The sequence below is a fragment of the Arenimonas oryziterrae DSM 21050 = YC6267 genome (genome assembly GCF_000420545.1).
Taxonomy (GTDB): domain Bacteria; phylum Pseudomonadota; class Gammaproteobacteria; order Xanthomonadales; family Xanthomonadaceae; genus Arenimonas; species Arenimonas oryziterrae.
In genome coordinates this window covers 293,565-311,428 of sequence record NZ_ATVD01000002.1, presented here as the reverse complement: position 1 = coordinate 311,428, position 17,864 = coordinate 293,565, and the positions used below count along the sequence as shown (strand labels likewise).

Genomic DNA, 17,864 nt, shown 5'->3' with positions numbered 1-17,864 from the left:
GTTCCGCGTCGAACCGACCCGCCGCCGGCGAATCAGGGATTGAGGATCGCCAGACCACCGCCGTTGCGGATCGCACCGCGTGCGGTGGCGCCTTCGACTTCGCCATTGCCCAGATTGAGGATGCCGTCGGCCTGCAGCGCGGCCGCGCCTTGTTCGGCATCGTTGTCCTGCATGACCAAGCCGTCGACGCGCAGGCTGCCGTAGTTCAGCACGCCGCCGGCGACGGCGAGATTGGGCGAGCCGCCGATCGCACGGTTGTCGTGGATCGTCGTGCGGTCCAGCACGATGCGCCCGAAGTTGAGCACCGTGCCGGCATCACGATGCGCACCGGCCAGCGTGTTGTAGGCGATTTCGCTGTCGACGGCGTCGATGTCGCCATGGTTGAGTACGATCGCCGAACTGCGCGAGCCGGTGCTGTCGATGATGCGTACGGCGGTCATCCTGAGTGCGCCGAAATTGCGTACCGCGCCTTCGCTGCCTTCGGCGAGACTGAGGTTGTCGAGCGCAAGCGTGCTGCCTTTGTCGATCTGCAGCAGGGCAAGCTTGTCGCCGGTGTAGCCGCGAATCTCGGCACCGTCGCCGATGATCTGCAGTTCACCGCGGATCGCCGGTAGCAGCAAGCCGGGTTCGGCGGGTCCACCGATGACGTACAGGCCGCGATGGGCCAGGCGGATCACGTCTTTGCCCGGGGTCTGGTTGGCGGCGCGGATGGCTTGCACCAGAGCGGCGCTGTCGTGGTTGGCGATGGCGGTCTGCTGGGCGCAGCCGGTCAGGGAGAGCAGTGCGATCGCGATGAACAGCAGTGGGGTGGGGCGCATGGCAGATCTCCGTGGTGGGTCCACGACGACCTTCACAAACTTCCCTAGAGCTAGGGCTCAAGCGATCCCGCGAACACCGTCACATTCGCGTGGCGGCGCTCAGACGTAGGCCGCGACCATGACCCGCTTGTGATGCACGAGCTGTTCGTAACCGTCTTCCGGCACTGGTAGTACTTCCACGCGCGCGAAGCCGACCTTGCGCAGGATCCACAGCAGCGCATCCAGGCTCGGCACCAGGCAAATGCCCAGGGTCGAAGTTTCCGGGCCATGGGTTTCTTCGGTCTCGTCGATGATCGCGAAGCTGCCCTGGATCGGCCGGACGTACTGGTGATGCCCGAAATCCATCCAGCCGTTCTGTCCGGGCGCGATCTGGGTTTCGATCAGGCACATGCCGCGGCACAGTCGGCGTGCCTGGCGTAGGGCGCCGACGGGATTTTCCAGGTGATAGATCAGGCCCAGGCACAGCACGAGGTCGAATTCGCCCATGACGTCCGTCGCAAGCGCATGCACGTCCGCTTGTTCGAAGCGCGCCTGCGTGCGACCGAGCGTGTGCAGCATCAGACGAGCATCGTCGACGTGTTGTTGGCGCGCATCGATGCCGAGCACGCCGGCGAAGCCGAGATCGAGCAACTGCGCCGAAAACCAGCCCTGATGGCTGGCCAGGTCGATGGCCTGAAGTCCCGGCGGTAGCGTCGCACCGAACTGCGCCGCGACGGCCGCACGCAACATCGACGAACGCGTGTGATGGATGCCGTCGAGCAGGCCGTCGTGATCGCTGGCCACGCGCTGGCCCGACGGCAATACGAAGGGATAGAACCACGGCCGGGCCAGGCACTGGGCTTCAAGATCGGACATGGGCGGCATCGCGATGGAGAGGGGCGATCATCGCATGCGTGCGCAGTCACGAAAAACCCGCCTTTCGGCGGGTTGTTCGTGTGTCGCATCGTCGAACGCCGCGATGCCTCAGTCGTCCGAGGGCAGGCCTTCGGGACGTTTGCGGAACGGCGGACGCGGGCCTGCCGGTTTGCGCGGGCCGCCGGCCGGGCGGTCGCCCTGCGGACGCGGACCGCGGGGAGCGCCGTACGGGCTGTCGCCCTGTGGACGCGGACCACGCGCATTCGGGCCATTGCCCTGCGGACGCGGGCCACGGTTCTGGTAGGGACCATCACCCTGCGGACGCGGGCCTTTGGGGCCGCGCGCCTGGTCGCCCTGCGGACGCGGACCGCGTGCGGCATACGCGCGATCGCCTTGCGGACGCGGACCCCGCTCCGTCGCGAACGGCTTGGGCGGACGCGCGCCTCGCGGCGGCGCGACCTTCGAACCGGTCTCCACGCCATCGGGCACGTACCAGCTCTTGAACTCGGCCGGATTGTGGTTGTGATCCTGACCGGGCATGCCCGGCTTCGGGCCACGCGGCTTGCCCTTGAAGCCACCGGGGCCAGCGTTCGGACGCGGACCACGATCGTTGAACGGACGGTCGCCCTGCGGACGCGGCGGACGATCGCCGAACGGCTTGGGCGGACGCGGACCGCGATCATCGATGCGATTGCCGAAGTTGTCGTCGCGCGGACCGGCGGCGCCGAACGGCTTCTTCGGTTTGAAACCCGGCTTGCCGCCGCCGGGAGCGCGTGGGCCATGCGTACGCACCGGTGCATCCGAACCCATCGGACCGGAGAACGGCTTGCCACCGGGCTTGCCCTTGTAACCGCCGCCGGGTTTGCCGCGGCCCGGACCGGCGCCCGGACGACCGCGACCGCGCGGCTTGTCTTCGCGCACGTGGTCGAAGCGGCGCAGTTCGCGCGCTTCATCGTTGACGTGGCCATTGACGTAGCCAGCCTGCGCACGGTCCTTGCCGACGCGGATTTCGGTCGGGCGCGATTTGCGCTGGCCGATCACCGGCTGCAGGGTCAGTACCGGCGCGTTGTTCTCGAGGCCGAAAATCTTGCGCAGGGTTTCGACTTTTTCCTGTTCCATCTCGACCGCGTGGCCGCGCTTGAGCAGACGCGGCAGGCTGACGTCGCCATAGCGCACGCGCTTGAGGCGGCTGACCTGGTAGCCCTGCGATTCCCACAGGCGACGCACTTCGCGATTGCGGCCTTCGGCGACAACGACCTGGAACCAGGCGTGCGAATCACTCGAGCCGATGCGTTCGATGCTGTCGAATTTCGCCGGGCCGTCTTCCAGCGCGACGCCTCGCGCGAGCCGGTCGACGATGTTGTCGGGCACTTCGCCGTGGATGCGGCAGACATATTCGCGTTCGATCGCGTTCGACGGGTGCATCAGCGCGTTCGCGAGTTCGCCGTCGGTGGTCAGCAGCAGGAGACCGGTGGTATTGATATCGAGGCGGCCGACGGCGATCCAGCGCGCGCCCTTCAGGCGCGGCAGCGAATCGAAAATGGTCGGGCGGCCTTCCGGATCTTCGCGGGTGGTGACTTCGCCTTCGGGCTTGTTGTAGATCAGCACGCTCGCCGGTTCCGACAGTGCGCTGGCGACGAAGGTCTTGCCGTCGATGTCGATGCGGTCGCCGCTGCTGACCGACTGGCCGGTCTGGGCAACTTCGCCATTGACCTTGACCAGCCCCTGGGCGATGCGCTCTTCGAGCGCGCGGCGCGAACCGAGGCCGGCCTGCGCGAGCACTTTGTGCAGGCGCTCTTCGATCTTCGGGCTGGACTCGTCGCCTTTCGCTTTCAGGGACAGGACTTTCTTGATTTTGGTGTCGCTCATTTCTCTAGCTCCGGCTCGGCGTTGTCGCCGGCCTGTTCGTTCGTTTCCGCGGTCGTCGTCTCGACGATGCTCTGATCCGTAGGGTGGGTGTCGTTGAAAGCCTCGGAATCGTCATCGGATTCGTCGGCTGCGTCGGGGTCTTGCTCGGGGTGTTCGTCGTCGGCATCGGCCATGGCGGCATTGGCGACGACGGCGGGGGAGAGATCGAACGGCAGCTGCGGCTCGAGTTCGGGAATGTCTTTGAGCTCGGCCAGCGGCGGCAGTTCGTCCAGGCTCTTGAGGCCGAAATAGTCGAGGAAGGCTTTGGTGGTGCCAAACAGCTCCGGCCGTCCCGGCACGTCGCGGTGGCCGACCGAGCGGATCCACTCGCGCTCCTCAAGCATCTTGATCATGTTCGCGTTCACGCCGACGCCGCGGATCTGTTCGATCTCGCCGCGGGTGATCGGCTGGCGATACGCGATGAGCGCCAGCGTCTCGAGCGTGGCGCGCGTGTACTTGGTCTGGCGCTCGGTCCACATGCGGGTGACGTAGGAATGCACGTCGGCCTGCACCTGGAAGCGATAACCGGACGCGACCTCGACCAGTTCGACGCCGCGGTGTTCGCAGTCCGTCTGCAGCGAGGCGATGGCCTGGCCGATTTCGGCCGGCGTGACCGGCTGGTCTTCGGGGAAGAGGGCGGCGAGCTGGGTCAGCGTCTGCGGTTGCGGTGCGGCGAGCAGCGCGGCTTCGACGACGCGTTTGACGAGAGCTAGGAAATCGGGATCTTGATCCATTGTGCTTTGATGTTCCGGGGGTTCAGGCGTAGCCGCCATCTGAAGTGGGTTCGGGCAAGTCGGCATCGTTGGCGGCATCGCGATCGGACGCGGCCAGTGACTTGACGTAGATCGGCGCGAGCGGCGCTTCCTGCACGATTTCGAGCAGCTGTTCCTTGGCCAGTTCCAGCACCGACAGGAACGTCACGACGACGCCCAGCCTGCCTTCTTCGGCGTTGAACAGCGTCTCGAAGCCGTGGAAGCTGCCGTCGGCGAGGCGGTTGAGCACTTCGCCCATGCGCTGGCGCACCGACAGGGCTTCGCGCTTGATCGCGTGATGGGTGAACAGCTCGGCGCGCTTGAGCACGTCGCGCAGCGCCAGCAGCATTTCGCGCAGGTCCACCGGCGGCGGGTCGCGGTGCACCGTGCGCTCGGGCACGTGCGCCGAGGCGATGCTGGTGTCGCGGTCGAGGCGATCGAGCTGGTCGATATCCTCGGCGGCTTTCTTGAAGCGCTCGTATTCCTGCAGACGGCGCACGAGTTCGGCGCGCGGGTCGGCTTCCAGGCCTTCCTCCGACGGCGGCCGCGGCAGCAGCATCCGCGATTTGATCTCGGCCAGGATCGCGGCCATGACCAGGTATTCGGCGGCGAGTTCGAAGCGCAAGTCCTGCATCACGTCGATGTAGTCGACGTACTGCTTGGTGATTTCCGCGACCGGGATGTCGAGGATGTCGAGGTTCTGGCGGCGGATCAGGTACAGCAGCAGGTCCAGCGGGCCTTCGAAGGCCTCCAGGATCACTTCCAGCGCATCCGGCGGGATGTACAGGTCCTGGGGCATTTGCAGGACCGGCTGGCCCTTGAACACGGCGAGCGGCATTTCCTGCTGCTGCGGCGGGACCGGGAAAGCGGATTCGGGCGCGACGGGCGCGGGTTCGGTGGTCATCAAGTCACTGGTTCAGGAATGGGCTCTGGAGAGCGGGCCGTCCGGGCCGGGTGGTTCTGGTCATTGCTGTTCTGCGGGTTACAGCGTCACCGGGTGGAAGCCCTGGCGCACGACGGTGGGCTCATCGCCCGTGCAGTCCACCACGCTGGTCGGTCCCGGTTCGCAGTCTTCCGCGTCCAGCATGACATCGACCCAGCGCATGCACCGCTCTGCCACCGATTCGGCCTCGTGGCTGGCGAGCTCATCCTCGTCCGGCAGCACCAGGCTGGTGGAAAGCAGCGGTTCTCCCATCGCCTCCAGCAAGGCCTTCGCGACCACGTGGTCGGGCAGGCGAATGCCGATATCGCGGCGTTTGCTGCGGCCGCTGTTCTTGAGACGTTTGGGCAATTCCGGTGAGGCCGGAAGGATGAAAGTACAGGGACCGGGGGTCAGCGATCGCAGGAGCCGGAAGGCCGGATCGTCGAGCCGGGCCAGACGGCCGGCCTCACTAATCTGTCGACAGAGTAAGGTGAAAGGATGCTTGCTGTCCAGTTGCCGCAGCCGCTGGACCCGGTTTTCGGCCTCGGTCCCGTTCAGCGCCCAGACCAGGGCATAGCCCGCATCCGTCGGGCACAGGCCCAGCCCGCCAGCCTTGAGGATCTCGGCGGCTTTCTGGATCAGGCGCTCCTGCGGCGTGACGGGATGAATGCTGAGGCGTTGGCTCATGTCGTTATGATGGCGTGCGGTTGCTGGCACCCGGTCCCGGGCTGTTGAAAGTGACGGCCCACGGACCACGACACTCCCGACGATGCGACTGCCGATACTGACATATCACGCCGGCAACGTGGCCGGCCCCGGTTACGCCGACAACGATCACCGCGCGCTCGCCGAAGACCTGGCGATGTTTTCGCGCCTCGGCTGGCGCGTGGTGCCGCTCGCGTGGGTCACCGAGCAACTGGCGGGCCAAGCGAAGCGCGATCTCTCCCGTTGCCTGGTGCTGACCTGCGACGACGGCACCGATCTGGATTTTCGCGACGTCGACTATCCCGGGCAGGGCCGCCAGCGCGGCTTTCTCGGTTGCCTGCAGGATGCCGCCGGATCGCAGCAGCCGGACCTGCACATGAGTGTGTTCGTGATCGCCGATCCCAAGGCGCGCGCGCGCATGGATCGCGAATGCCTGCATGGCCTGGACTGGATGCGCGAGGACTGGTGGGCGTCGGCTGTCGGCAGCGGCCTCATGGCGATCGAATGCCATAGCTGGGACCACAATCATCCGGTGATGCCCGGTCCGGGTCCGGAAGCGATGCCACGCGGCGATTTTTCCGAAGTGAATTCACCGGCACGCGCCGCGTTCGAGATCGACCAGGCTGTGGATTACCTCAACGCGCGCCTGGCGCCTTCGCGGTGCCGATTCTTCGCCTATCCCTACGGACAGGCGAATCCTTTCCTGGTGACGCGGTATCTGCCGGGCGAGGGGGCTCGCCTGGGACTGTCGGCGGCGCTGGGCGTGCAGGGCGAGCCGGTCACGCTCGCCTCGGATCCCTGGCATCTGCCGCGCTATGTCTGCGGCTGGCATTGGCGTTCGCCGGAAGCGCTGGCGGCGATCCTGGCCGATTGCGAGCGCGGTTAGCCAGGGCAGCAGGCATGCGGGCGGCGGGCTACGATGCGCGCCTGGAAAACGACGACGGGGACAGACACGGCATGTGGTACGCGATCATCGGCAGCGACACCGAAAACTCCCTGGCAGCCCGCAAGGCCGCGCGACCGGCGCATCTGGCCCGGCTTGAAGCGCTGCGCGATGCCGGCCGCCTGCGTCTGGCCGGCCCGTTTCCGGCCATCGATGCCGAAGATCCGGGCCCGGCCGGCTTTTCCGGCAGTCTGATCGTCGCCGAGTTTCCCTCGCTCGAAGAGGCGCGCGCCTGGGCTGGTGCCGATCCGTACATGGCCGCGGGCGTCTACGACCGGGTCGACGTCCGCCCGTTCCGCCACGTCTTGCCATGAGCTCCGCCCCGAATCCGCGTGTTGCGCTGATCCAGGCGGCACTACAGGGCCTTGCGCCGGTCTCCCTGGACGTCGTCGACGAGAGCCACAAGCACGCGGGGCATGAGGGGGCCCGGGACGGTCGCGGGCATTTCGCCGTCGACATCGTCAGCGAGGTCTTCGCCGGTCTGGCGCCGCTGGCGCGCCATCGCCGGGTCTTCGCGGCCGTCGGCAGCCTCATGCAGACCGATATCCACGCCCTGTCCATCAAGGCCCGGACCCCCGCAGAAGCCGGCCTGTAGGGGTGGCTGCGGCCACCCGCGGTCCCGGTGTTCACATGGCTTCACATGGCGCCTACCCGGGTGCCCGGGGCACGGTATACTGACCCTCGACCGTCTTTCTCGCGCGTCTGTCTTCCATATAAATCAATAACCTGGACGGACAGACGGCCTGATTTCGGACCCCTGCAAACCCCGCGGCGGAGCCTCGCGCCCCGACAGCCGGCCTGAGTCCGGTTCCGCACCAAATATTGCTGCCCATGCGCCTTTCGACGATCAAGCTGTCCGGCTTCAAATCCTTCGTTGACCCCACGGTCCTGCACCTGCCGACCAACATGACCGGCGTCGTCGGTCCGAACGGTTGCGGCAAGTCCAACATCATCGACGCCGTGCGCTGGGTCATGGGCGAGAGTTCGGCGAGCCGGTTGCGCGGCGATTCGTTGACCGACGTGATCTTCTCGGGTTCCTCGACGCGCAAGCCGGTCAGTCAGGCGATGGTCGAGCTGATCTTCGACAACTCCGAAGGCACGGTCGGCGGCGAGTACGCGCGTTACGCGGAAATTTCCGTGAAGCGTTCCGTCAGCCGCGACGGCCAGTCCAACTACTACTTGAACGGTGCGCGTTGCCGTCGTCGCGACATCACCGACCTGTTCCTCGGCACTGGTCTGGGCGCGCGCAGCTACTCGATCATCGAGCAGGGCATGATCAGCCAGATCATCGAGGCCAAGCCCGAGGATCTGCGCGTCTACCTCGAAGAGGCCGCCGGCATCTCCAAGTACAAGGAACGCCGCAAGGAAACCGAAACGCGCATCAAGCACACGCGCGAGAATCTCGATCGCCTCAACGACCTGCGCGAAGAAGTCGACAAGCAGATCGACCACCTCAAGCGCCAGGCGCGCGCCGCCGAGCAGTACCAGGCACTGCAGGCCGAACGTCGCGAGAAGGATGCCCAGCTCAAGGGTCTCGAATACCGCAAGCTCGATGGCGAATTGAGCGGCATGCGCGAGGCGATGACCCAGGACGAACTCAAGCTGCAGCAGTTCCAGGCCGAGCAGCGTTCGGCCGAGGCGCAGATCGAGACCTGCCGCGTGCAGCACACCGAAGCCAGCGAAGCCCTGGGCAAGGTGCAGGCCGAGGGCTATCGCATCAGCGGTGAGCTGGCGCGCATCGAGCAGCAGATCAGCCACCAGCGCGAGCTCAAGCAGCGTCTGGAAACGGCACGCGCCGAAGCGGATGCGGCGTTCGCGCAGATCGGCGAACACATTACCGGCGACGAAAAACAGTTGGGCGACCTGCGCAGCACGATCGCCGATGCCGAGCCCAAGCTCGCTGCGCTCAGCGGCGACGATACGTCGCGTCAGGAAGCCCTGCGTGCCGCCGAAACGGCCCTGAACGACTGGCAGCAGCGCTGGGACACCTACGCCAAGGCGCAGGCCGAAGCCGCGCGCTGGGCCGAAGTCGAACGCACCAAGATCGAATACCTCGAAAAGCAGTCGCTCGATGCCGGTCGCCGTCGCGAAACCCTCTCGGGCGAGCGTGGCGGACTCGACACGGGCGCCTTGCTGACCGCCCTCGCGGCGATGACTGAGGACCACGACCAGAAAAAAGCCGGCCTCGACGCGCTGGCCGGCGATCTGGAGCAGCGCAAGGCCAATCTCACCGCCTTGCAGGAACAACAGCGCCAGCAGCAGAACGAATTGTCCGAAGCGCGCAAACAGATCCAGGCGGCACGGGGTCGTCTCGCGTCGCTCGAAGCGCTGCAGCACGCGGCGCTTGGCCAGGAAAAGAACGTCGCGCTCGACTGGCTCAAGAGCCAGGGCATTGACGGCAATACCCGTCTGGGCGAGTCGCTGGATGTGGAAGCCGGCTGGGAAACCGCCGTCGAAACCGTGCTCGGCAGCCTGCTCGAAGCCGTCACCGTGGACGCACCCGGCGAGTGGCTGGACGCGCTGACCAGTCTCGGCCAGGGCCGCGTCGCGCTGGTGTCTTCCGCACGCGACAACGCGTCGGTGCCGACCGATTCGCTGGCTGCGAAAGTGCAGGGCCCGACGGCCGTGCGCCAGCTGCTCGCGAAAATCCGTGTCGCCGATGACGCGGGTTCCGCGCGCGCGCTCGCCGATCGCCTGGGCGAAGGCGAGGCAGTCATCACCCGTCGCGGCGAATGGCTCGGTGCCGGCTGGTTGCGCGTGGTGCGCAGCGGCGAGGCGCAGCAGGGTTCGCTCGCACGCGAGAACGAGATCAAGGCCTTGCGTGCCGAAATCGAAGCGCTCGGCAAGAAGGAACAGTCGATCAACGAATCGCTGACCCTGATGCGCGACAAGCTGCTCGAAGCCGAGCAGCACCGCGAGGACGCGCAGCGCACGATGTATCTGACGCATCGCGGCGTGTCCGAGCTGGCTGGCCAGATGCAGGGGCACAAGAGCCGCCTGGAATCGGCGCAGTCGCGCATCACCCACATCGACACCGAGCTGGCGACGCTGGCCCAGACACTGGACGAATCGCAGACGCAGATCCGCGAGGCGCGCGCGCGGCTGGAGCAGGCCGTTGCGAAAATGGGCGACCTCGAAACCGAACGCCAGCAGCTCGACAGCCAGCGCCGCACGCTCAGCGAGCAGCGCGACCTGGCCCGCAATTCGGCGCGCGAGGCGCGCGAGTCCGCGCATCAGCTCGCACTGGCGCTCGAGTCGCAGCGCGCCCGCGTGTTGGCGCTCACGCAGTCGCTGGCGCGCATGGGCAGCCAACGGGCGCAACTAGAATTGCGCTTGAACGAGCTCGTCGCGCAGCTCGCCGAAGGCGATGCGCCGATCGTGAAACTGCAGTCCGACCGGCAGGCCGTGCTCGATCAGCGCATCGTGGTCGAGAAGGATCTGGCAGCCGCGCGCTCCACGCTCGACGGCATCGAGAACGAGCTGCGCAAATACGAACAGACCCGCCAGCAGCGCGATCAGCAGTCGCTGGCGCAGCGCGAAGCGATTTCCACGCGCCGCCTGGAAGCACAGGCGCTCACGTTGAAGTCCGAGCAGCTTTCCGAAGCCATCGTCGGCGCCGGTCTCGAGCTTGAGGCGGTCATCGCTGCCTTGCCCGAGAAGGCCGACTTCGACGGCTGGACCAAGACGCTCGGCGACATCGACGCCAAGATGCGCCGCCTCGAGCCGGTGAATCTCGCTGCGATCCAGGAGTACGGCGAACAGAGCGAGCGCAAGACCTATCTGGATGCGCAAAACGCCGATCTCACCTCGGCACTGGAAACCCTCGAAGGCGCCATCAAGAAGATCGACCGCGAAACCCGCGGCCGCTTCAAGGAAACCTTCGACCGCGTCAACACCGGCATCCAGGAGCTGTACCCGCGCCTGTTCGGCGGCGGTCATGCGTATCTGGAGTTGACCGGCGAAGACCTGCTCGACACCGGCGTGTCGATCATGGCGCGCCCGCCGGGCAAGCGCGTGTCGAATATTTCGCTGCTTTCCGGCGGTGAAAAAGCGCTGACCGCGGTCGCCCTGGTGTTCGCGATCTTCCGCCTGAATCCGGCGCCGTTCTGCCTGCTCGACGAAGTCGATGCGCCGCTGGACGAAGCCAACGTCGGCCGTTTCTCGTCGATGGTGACCGAGATGAGCGAGAAGGTGCAGTTCCTGTTCGTCACCCACAACAAGGCGACGATGGAAGCGGCCAAGCAGCTCTCCGGCGTAACCATGCGCGAGCCGGGCTGCAGTCGTCTGGTCTCGGTGGATCTGGCCGAGGCAGCACGCCTGGTCGGTGCGGCATAATCGCCGGCGGACCGATCGGCGCTGATGACCTCCGCGCCGGTCACGGCGGCACGGCGGCGCGGTTAGACTTGCTCCATCGCGAATCGGGAGATTGAGGATGTTCGAAGGAATCAGCGATACCGCCCTGCTGCGCATCGGCATTGCCATCGCGGCGCTGATTCTGATGGCCGTCATCTTCTTCAGCAGTCGCAAGAAGCCCGAGCAGGGCAAGCGCGTTCCCGGCGGCAAGCCTTCCGATCCGGATCGACGCCAGGAACCCACGCTGCGCGAAATTCTCGAATCCGATGCCGACATCCATCTGGGCGACGGCGAAGTCGCGCAGGCCGAATTCGACCTGCTGGAAGCCTCGCTTGCCGACGGCGGCGCGACGCGCACGCCGGCGACGCCGGATCCTGCCACGCAGAACCGCGGCATGCAGATCGGCGCGCGGCCCAGTGCCGATTTCGACAAGATCGTCAGCCTGTATGTCGCCGCGCGCGCCGGTCATGCCCTGACCGGTCCGGATCTGGTCGTGGCCGCCGAAAAAGCCGGACTGATCTACGGGCACATGAGCATTTTCCATCGCATGGTCGACAAGCATCCGGAGCAGGGGCCGATCTTCAGCGTCGCCAACCTGATCAAACCCGGGTCCTTCGATCTGCGCACCATCAAGGACTTGAAGACGCCGGGCATCAGTTTCTTCATGACCTTGCCGGGCCCGCTGTCGGCGCTCGATGCCTGGGACACCCTGCTGCCGACCGCGCAGCGCATGGCCGAATTGCTCGACGCCGTCCTGCTCGACGAAGAGCGCAATGCCCTCGGCCGCCAGCGCATCGCCAATATCCGCGACGACGTGCGCGCCTACGACCGCGCGCGCGAAAAGTTGAACATCAAGCCGGGGCGTTGAGTCATGGTCCAGGCACGTGACCGTGTCCGCGATCTGCGTCGCCTGCTCGAGGACGCGAACCACCGCTACTACGTGCTCGACGATCCGACCTTGTCGGACGCGGAATACGACCAGTTGCTGCGCGAGCTCGAAGCGCTGGAAACCGAACACCCTGAACTTGCCGATGCCGATTCGCCGACGCAGCGCGTAGGCCTCGCGCCGGCCGGCGGCTTCGCCGAAGTCACCCATGCGATTCCGATGCTGTCGCTGGGCAACGCCTTCAGCGACGAGGAAGTCGTCGACTTCGTCCGCCGGATCGAAGAGCGGCTGGAGCGGACCTCGCCCTCGTTTTCCGTCGAACCCAAGCTCGACGGCCTGGCGATCAGTCTGCGCTACGAGCAGGGCCGCTTCGTGCAGGGCGCGACGCGCGGCGACGGTGCCACTGGCGAGGACGTGACGGCGAATCTGCGCACGATCAAGGCAATCCCGCTGCGTTTGCGCGGCAAGGACTGGCCGAAGACGCTGGAGGTGCGCGGCGAGGTCTACATGCCGCTGGCCGAATTCAATCGCTACAACCAGCGTGCCCTGAAGGAAGGCGGAAAGGTGCTAGCCAATCCGCGCAATGGCGCGGCCGGGTCCCTGCGTCAGCTCGATCCGCGCATCACCGCGCAGCGGCCGCTGGCGTTCTACGCCTATGCCGTGGGAGCGGTCGACGGCGGCGAGCTGGCGAACACGCATTCGGAAACCTTGCGACGCCTGCGCGACTGGGGATTCCCGGTCAGCGCCGAAAGCGATGTGGTCGCGGGCGCCGACGGCGTGCTCGGTTATTACCGGCGCATGGGCGAGAAGCGCGAGGGTCTGCCGTTCGACATCGACGGCGTCGTCTACAAACTCGACGACTACGCCGGTCAGCGCGAAATGGGCTTCGTCTCGCGCGCGCCGCGCTGGGCGATCGCACACAAGTTTCCGGCGCAGGAGCAGACGACGGTGCTCGAGGCGATCGAAATCCAGATCGGCCGCACCGGCGCGGCGACCCCGGTCGCGCGCCTGCGCCCGGTGCAGGTCGCGGGCGTCGTGGTCACCAACGCGACCTTGCACAATGCCGACCAGATCGCGCGCCTCGACGTGCGCGTCGGCGACACGGTGATCGTGCGCCGCGCCGGCGATGTCATCCCGGAAATCGCGCGCGTGGTGCCGGAGCGGCGTCCCGCGGGAACCGTGCCCTGGACGATGCCACTGACGTGCCCTGTCTGCGGCGCGGAAATCGTGCGCGAGGAAGGCGAAGCCGCCTGGCGCTGCTCGGGCGAACTGTCCTGCCCGGCGCAGCGCAAGGAAGCGATCCGGCATTTCGCTTCGCGTCGCGCGATGGATATCGAAGGCCTGGGCGACCGCTACATCGAAGACCTGTCCGATCTGGGCTATCTCGAATCGGTCGCCGATCTGTACAAGCTCACGCTGGACGATCTGCTGGAGATGAAGCGTCGCGTCGATGAGCGCGACGGCACGACGCCGGAGACGGTGAAGGCCGGCAAGGTCGCGAGCAAGTGGGCAGAGAACCTCATCGAGGCGATCGATCGCAGCCGGCGCACGACGCTCGAGCGTTTCCTGTTTGCACTGGGCATCGAGCATGTCGGCGAAAGCACGGCAAAAGCGCTGGCGGCCTGGTTCGGCGATCTCGAGCTGATCCGGTACCTGCCCTGGCCCTTGTTCAAGCGCGTGCCCGATGTCGGCGGCGAAGTGGCGCGCGCCATCGGGCATTTTCTCGACCAGCCCGGCAACCAGGACGCGATCAGTGCACTGCTCGCGCGCGGCGTCGTGATTGCCGATACGCATCCGCCGTCGCCGAAGCTGCGCGAAAGCCTCGATCTGGCCACGTTGCTGACCGACACGGAAATTCCGAAGATCACGCGCACACGCGCCGAACAGCTGGCGAAGTCGTTCGCCGATGCCGCGCAGATCGTCGCGGCGTCCGAAGCGGCATTGGCGCAGAGCGGTCTGCCGCCCGAAACCTTGTCGGCCTTGCTCGCCTGGCGCGCGGAGGCCGCGCATGCGGTTCTGTTGCAGCGCAGCGGCGAAGCGCTGGCTCGCCTGCTCGCGATCACCCCAATGACCGCGAGTGCGGAAGGTCCGCTCGCTGGCAAGACCGTCGTGTTGACCGGCGGTCTGGCGTCGATGAGCCGCGACCAGGCCGGCGATCGGCTGGAAGCACTGGGCGCCAAGGTGTCGGGCAGCGTATCGAAGAAGACCAGTTTCGTCGTCGCGGGTGAGGCCGCCGGCTCCAAGCTCGACAAGGCCCGCGAGCTCGGCGTGGAGGTCTGGGACGAAGCCGCCCTGATCGACTTCCTGAATCGGCACGCGCCGGAATAAGTCCGCGGGCTTCCGATTTTCCTGCACCCGAGTACAGTAATTCCGGCGACCGCAGGGAGGAACGCGACATGAAGGACTGGAAGCCCACCGCCAATATCAAGGCACTGCGGCTGCGCGCGCAGTTGTACGCCTTGATCCGGAAGTTCTTCGCCGATCGCGGCGTGCTCGAAGTCGAGACGCCGATCCTCTCGATGGCCGGCAATACCGATGCCAACATCGAGAGTTTCCAGTTGCAATTCATCGGCCCCAAGAGCGCGGGCGTCGGTCAGCGCTGGCTGCGCACCTCGCCGGAATTTCCTCTCAAGCGTCTGCTCGCGTCCGGTATCGGCGATTGTTACGAACTCGGGCGCGTGTTCCGCAACGGCGAAGCCGGCAAGCGCCACAATCCCGAATTCAGCATGCTCGAGTGGTATCGCGCGGGCTGGACCCATCACAAGCTCATGGACGAATGCGCCGAGCTGGTGAAGGACGCGTTGCACCTCGCCGGCCGGCGCGCGACCGTGCGCGATGTCAGTTTCCGCCAGCTCTATCAGGATAGCTTCGGATTCGACGCGCTCACCGCGACCGAAGCGGAACTGCGCGGCCCGCTGGCCGTTTTCGATATCGATCCCGATGGGCTGGGTCGCGACGATTGGCTAGATCTGCTGATGACGCACCTGATCCAGCCGTCGATTCCGGCCAACCGCATCCTGCTGATCTTCGATTATCCGGCGAGCCAATGCGCACTCGCGAAGATCCGTCCCGGCGACGTGCCGGTGGCGGAGCGGTTCGAGGTTTATGTCGGCCCGCTGGAAGTCGCCAACGGCTATCACGAACTCACTGACCCCACCGAACAGCGCGAGCGCTTCGGGCGCGATCTGGCGACGCGGCAGAAGCGGGCAGCGGTGCAGCCGCCGGTCGACGAACGCCTGCTGGCGGCGCTGCCGAAACTGCCCTCGAGCGCGGGCGTGGCGCTGGGCGTGGATCGCTTGCTGATGGCGATGCTTGGCACCGAGCGCATCGCCGACGTGATCGCGTTTCCGTTCGATCGCGCCTGACGGTGGCCTAGCTCGACGTGATGTCGACGGCGTCGGCGACGACGAGCTGGTTGCGGCCGGCGCTCTTTGCGCGATACACCGCCTGATCGGAGGCGGCCAGCAGGCGATCCGGCTGGCGGCCGTGGTCGGGGAACAACGCGAGCCCGATCGACGTGGTGACCGCGGGCAGCAGTTGACCCTCGTGCATGATCTGCAGCTGGGTGATGCCGGCGAGCAATTCGTGGGCGCGGCGTTCGGCGACCGTCAGTTCCATTTCCGGCATGATCAGCACGAACTCTTCGCCGCCCATGCGGCAGGCGATGTCTTCGCTGCGCGACGAGGTCTGCAGCAGTCGTGCGAACGCGACCAGCACGGCATCACCGGCAGCGTGGCCGTAGGTGTCGTTGAAGGCCTTGAAGTGGTCGATGTCGAAAGTCATCACCGCCAGCGTTTGCTTGCGCCGACCACTGCGCGCCATTTCGCGACCCAGCGACTCGGTGAGGTAGCGGCGGTTAAACAGCGTGGTCAGCGGATCGCGGACCGACTGGTCGCGCAGGCTTTCGCGCAGTTTCAGGTTCGCCAGGGCCAGGGCGAGCTGTTCGGCGGCGGCGACCGCCATCTGCAGTTTCGGATAGGCCTCCGCGCCCGGAGAGCTGAGATAGATCCAGCCCAGGGATTCGTTCTGCGCGACCAGTGGAATGCACGAGGTGAAAAACGCCGCCGATCCGTTCGGCTGCACGTGCGGACACAGGCTCTCCGGCGACTGGTTGCTGGCGACATGCTGGCGCTTGCGATGCATGGCCCAGCAATCCTGCGCACTAGCCTGGGGGCGGGTGCCACAGACATGGATGCCCCACAGGTGCGTCGCTTCGGCGAGACCTTCGCCATCGATGAGCGGGTAGATCGAGCCCGCGCTGCCGGGCAGCAACAGGGACAGCATCTGCTGGCTGGTCTGCAAGGCTTCGGCTTCGTCGGTACAGGCCAGCAGCAGATTGCCGAAGCGGCTGAGCAGGCCGAGATCGGCGGAATGGCTTTCCTGTCGCGCCTGTTCGATCGCCAGTTCGCGACGCACGACCTGGATCGCCTGTGCGTCCTGCGTGGCCTGACGGTGCAGACCCCGGAACTGACGAAGCATCAGGATCAGCAGGCCGACGCCGGCCAGCAGCCCCAGCCACGAATGCAGCACGCTCATCTGCACCGAGCCGAACCACACCAGCAGGCCGACCACGCCCAGACCGCAGGCGAGGAACGGCCACTGCAGAGGGGGACGCGGCGGAGGGGCGTTCATGGCGCCAACCTTAGGGGCTAGGGCCGCTGCTGACAATGATGTCCGTCACAAGCCGGGATGTGCGTCCTGGAAAAGTGAATCGGCGCTAAGCCTCACGCGGGTTCGCCGTGAAGGTTGGATGACGGTTCACAAAGACGTGCCTATGTTTCGAACCGAGCCTGGTCCACCTCGGAGCCAGCCTGGAGCCACCATGAACACCCCGCTTTCCCTGCTAGTCCTGCTCGTGCTCGGCCTCGCGCAAACCGCCTCGGCCGACGACTGGAATTCGCGTCACGACGACCAGTATTCCCGCGCGGACCGTGGGACACAGACCCTGCGCTGCGAGTCGCAGGATCAGCGCACGGTCTACTGCCGTGTCGACAACGGCTACGACGTACGGTTTCTGCGCCAGACCTCGCGCGCCGCCTGCATCCAGGGACAGACCTGGGGCTGGGATGGTCGCGGTCTCTGGGTCAGCGGCGGCTGCCGGGCGGAGTTCGAATTGAGTAGCCGCTACGGCTACGGCTATGGTCGCGGCGACGACGATCGCGGCTGGAACGACAACGACAACGGCTACGGCAACGGCTACGGCAACGGCTACGGCAATGGCCGCAATCGCGGTCAGGTGGTGCGCTGCGAGTCGTCGAATGCACGCACCGTCTACTGCGATGTCGACACGCGTTACGGCGTGCGATTGGCCAACCAGCTCTCGCGCGGCCAATGCCTTGAGGGCCGTACCTGGGGTTGGGATCGTCGCGGCATCTGGGTTTCGCAAGGCTGTCGCGCCGAGTTCGTGATTGGCAGCCGTTCGGGCTATAGCGGTTATGGAAACGGTTACGGCAATGGCTATGGCAACAACGGTGGCTACGGCGGTAACGGCTATGGAAACGGCTATGGCAATGCCCGCCGCCTGACCTGTGAGTCGCGCGATGGTCGCTATGTCTTTTGTCGCGCCGGCGGCTATCTGCGGCAGGCGCAGATTTCCCGGCAACTGAGCCGCGGTGCCTGCACGGTCAACGAGAGCTGGGGCTATCGCAACGACGGCGTCTGGGTGGATCGCGGCTGCCGCGCGGAATTCGTCGTGTACTGATTTGCCGGCAATCCGTCGCTC

General features: G+C 66.2%; 14 protein-coding genes and 1 pseudogene. 8 read left to right on the top strand and 7 right to left on the bottom strand.

What is annotated here, in order from left to right; translation table 11 throughout:
* Window positions 1-32: 32 nt before the first annotated feature.
* From G467_RS0106165 to G467_RS0106140, 6 genes and pseudogenes are all read right to left on the bottom strand, one after another.
* Window positions 33-818: a hypothetical protein gene (locus G467_RS0106165; protein WP_022968862.1), complete on the bottom strand. Its 786-nt coding sequence runs from the start codon at window positions 816-818 to the stop codon at window positions 33-35.
* Window positions 819-917: 99 nt separating this feature from the next.
* Window positions 918-1,673, bottom strand: a complete 756-nt coding sequence (locus tag G467_RS15680) for a class I SAM-dependent methyltransferase (RefSeq protein ID WP_022968861.1) — start codon at window positions 1,671-1,673, stop codon at window positions 918-920.
* Between the two features lie 108 nt (window positions 1,674-1,781).
* Window positions 1,782-3,542, bottom strand: a complete 1,761-nt coding sequence (gene rluB, locus G467_RS15670) for a 23S rRNA pseudouridine(2605) synthase RluB (protein ID WP_022968860.1) — start codon at window positions 3,540-3,542, stop codon at window positions 1,782-1,784.
* Between the two features lie 26 nt (window positions 3,543-3,568).
* A pseudogene (gene scpB, locus G467_RS15665) lies at window positions 3,569-4,315 on the bottom strand (SMC-Scp complex subunit ScpB); the annotation flags it as partial.
* Window positions 4,316-4,337: 22 nt separating this feature from the next.
* A complete protein-coding gene (locus G467_RS15660) occupies window positions 4,338-5,237 on the bottom strand; it encodes a segregation and condensation protein A (RefSeq protein WP_022968858.1) in 900 nt (299 codons plus the stop codon).
* Between the two features lie 78 nt (window positions 5,238-5,315).
* A complete protein-coding gene (locus tag G467_RS0106140; protein WP_022968857.1) occupies window positions 5,316-5,942 on the bottom strand; it encodes an L-threonylcarbamoyladenylate synthase in 627 nt (208 codons plus the stop codon).
* A gap of 82 nt (window positions 5,943-6,024) precedes the next feature.
* Here G467_RS0106140 and G467_RS0106135 point away from each other — a divergent pair, with 82 nt between their 5' ends.
* From G467_RS0106135 to epmA, 7 genes are all read left to right on the top strand, one after another.
* On the top strand, window positions 6,025-6,846 hold the full coding sequence (locus G467_RS0106135; protein ID WP_022968856.1) for a polysaccharide deacetylase family protein: 822 nt from the start codon (window positions 6,025-6,027) through the stop codon (window positions 6,844-6,846).
* A 71-nt stretch (window positions 6,847-6,917) separates the two neighbouring features.
* The gene (locus G467_RS0106130; RefSeq protein WP_026802420.1) at window positions 6,918-7,217 is read left to right on the top strand and encodes a YciI family protein; all 300 of its coding nucleotides are present in this window, start codon (window positions 6,918-6,920) and stop codon (window positions 7,215-7,217) included.
* Window positions 7,214-7,498: a BolA family protein gene (locus G467_RS0106125; protein ID WP_022968854.1), complete on the top strand. Its 285-nt coding sequence runs from the start codon at window positions 7,214-7,216 to the stop codon at window positions 7,496-7,498. The genes G467_RS0106130 and G467_RS0106125 overlap by 4 nt, the downstream gene beginning before the upstream one ends.
* 236 nt (window positions 7,499-7,734) lie before the next feature.
* The gene (gene smc / locus G467_RS0106120) at window positions 7,735-11,238 is read left to right on the top strand and encodes a chromosome segregation protein SMC (RefSeq protein WP_022968853.1); all 3,504 of its coding nucleotides are present in this window, start codon (window positions 7,735-7,737) and stop codon (window positions 11,236-11,238) included.
* A 109-nt stretch (window positions 11,239-11,347) separates the two neighbouring features.
* Window positions 11,348-12,124, top strand: coding sequence for a cell division protein ZipA (gene zipA / locus G467_RS0106115; RefSeq protein ID WP_026802419.1), 777 nt, complete (start codon window positions 11,348-11,350; stop codon window positions 12,122-12,124).
* 3 nt (window positions 12,125-12,127) lie between these two features.
* Entirely contained in the window at window positions 12,128-14,470 is a 2,343-nt protein-coding gene (gene ligA, locus G467_RS0106110; RefSeq protein WP_022968851.1) for an NAD-dependent DNA ligase LigA, read from the top strand.
* Between the two features lie 68 nt (window positions 14,471-14,538).
* On the top strand, window positions 14,539-15,507 hold the full coding sequence (epmA, locus tag G467_RS0106105) for an EF-P lysine aminoacylase EpmA (protein ID WP_022968850.1): 969 nt from the start codon (window positions 14,539-14,541) through the stop codon (window positions 15,505-15,507).
* Between the two features lie 7 nt (window positions 15,508-15,514).
* Here the strand turns inward: epmA and G467_RS15655 are convergent, their stop codons facing one another.
* Window positions 15,515-16,774: a sensor domain-containing diguanylate cyclase gene (locus G467_RS15655; protein ID WP_022968849.1), complete on the bottom strand. Its 1,260-nt coding sequence runs from the start codon at window positions 16,772-16,774 to the stop codon at window positions 15,515-15,517.
* Window positions 16,775-16,964: 190 nt separating this feature from the next.
* Between G467_RS15655 and G467_RS17395 the strand changes: the two genes are divergently transcribed.
* A complete protein-coding gene (locus tag G467_RS17395; RefSeq protein WP_022968848.1) occupies window positions 16,965-17,843 on the top strand; it encodes a DUF3011 domain-containing protein in 879 nt (292 codons plus the stop codon).
* Window positions 17,844-17,864: the final 21 nt, after the last annotated feature.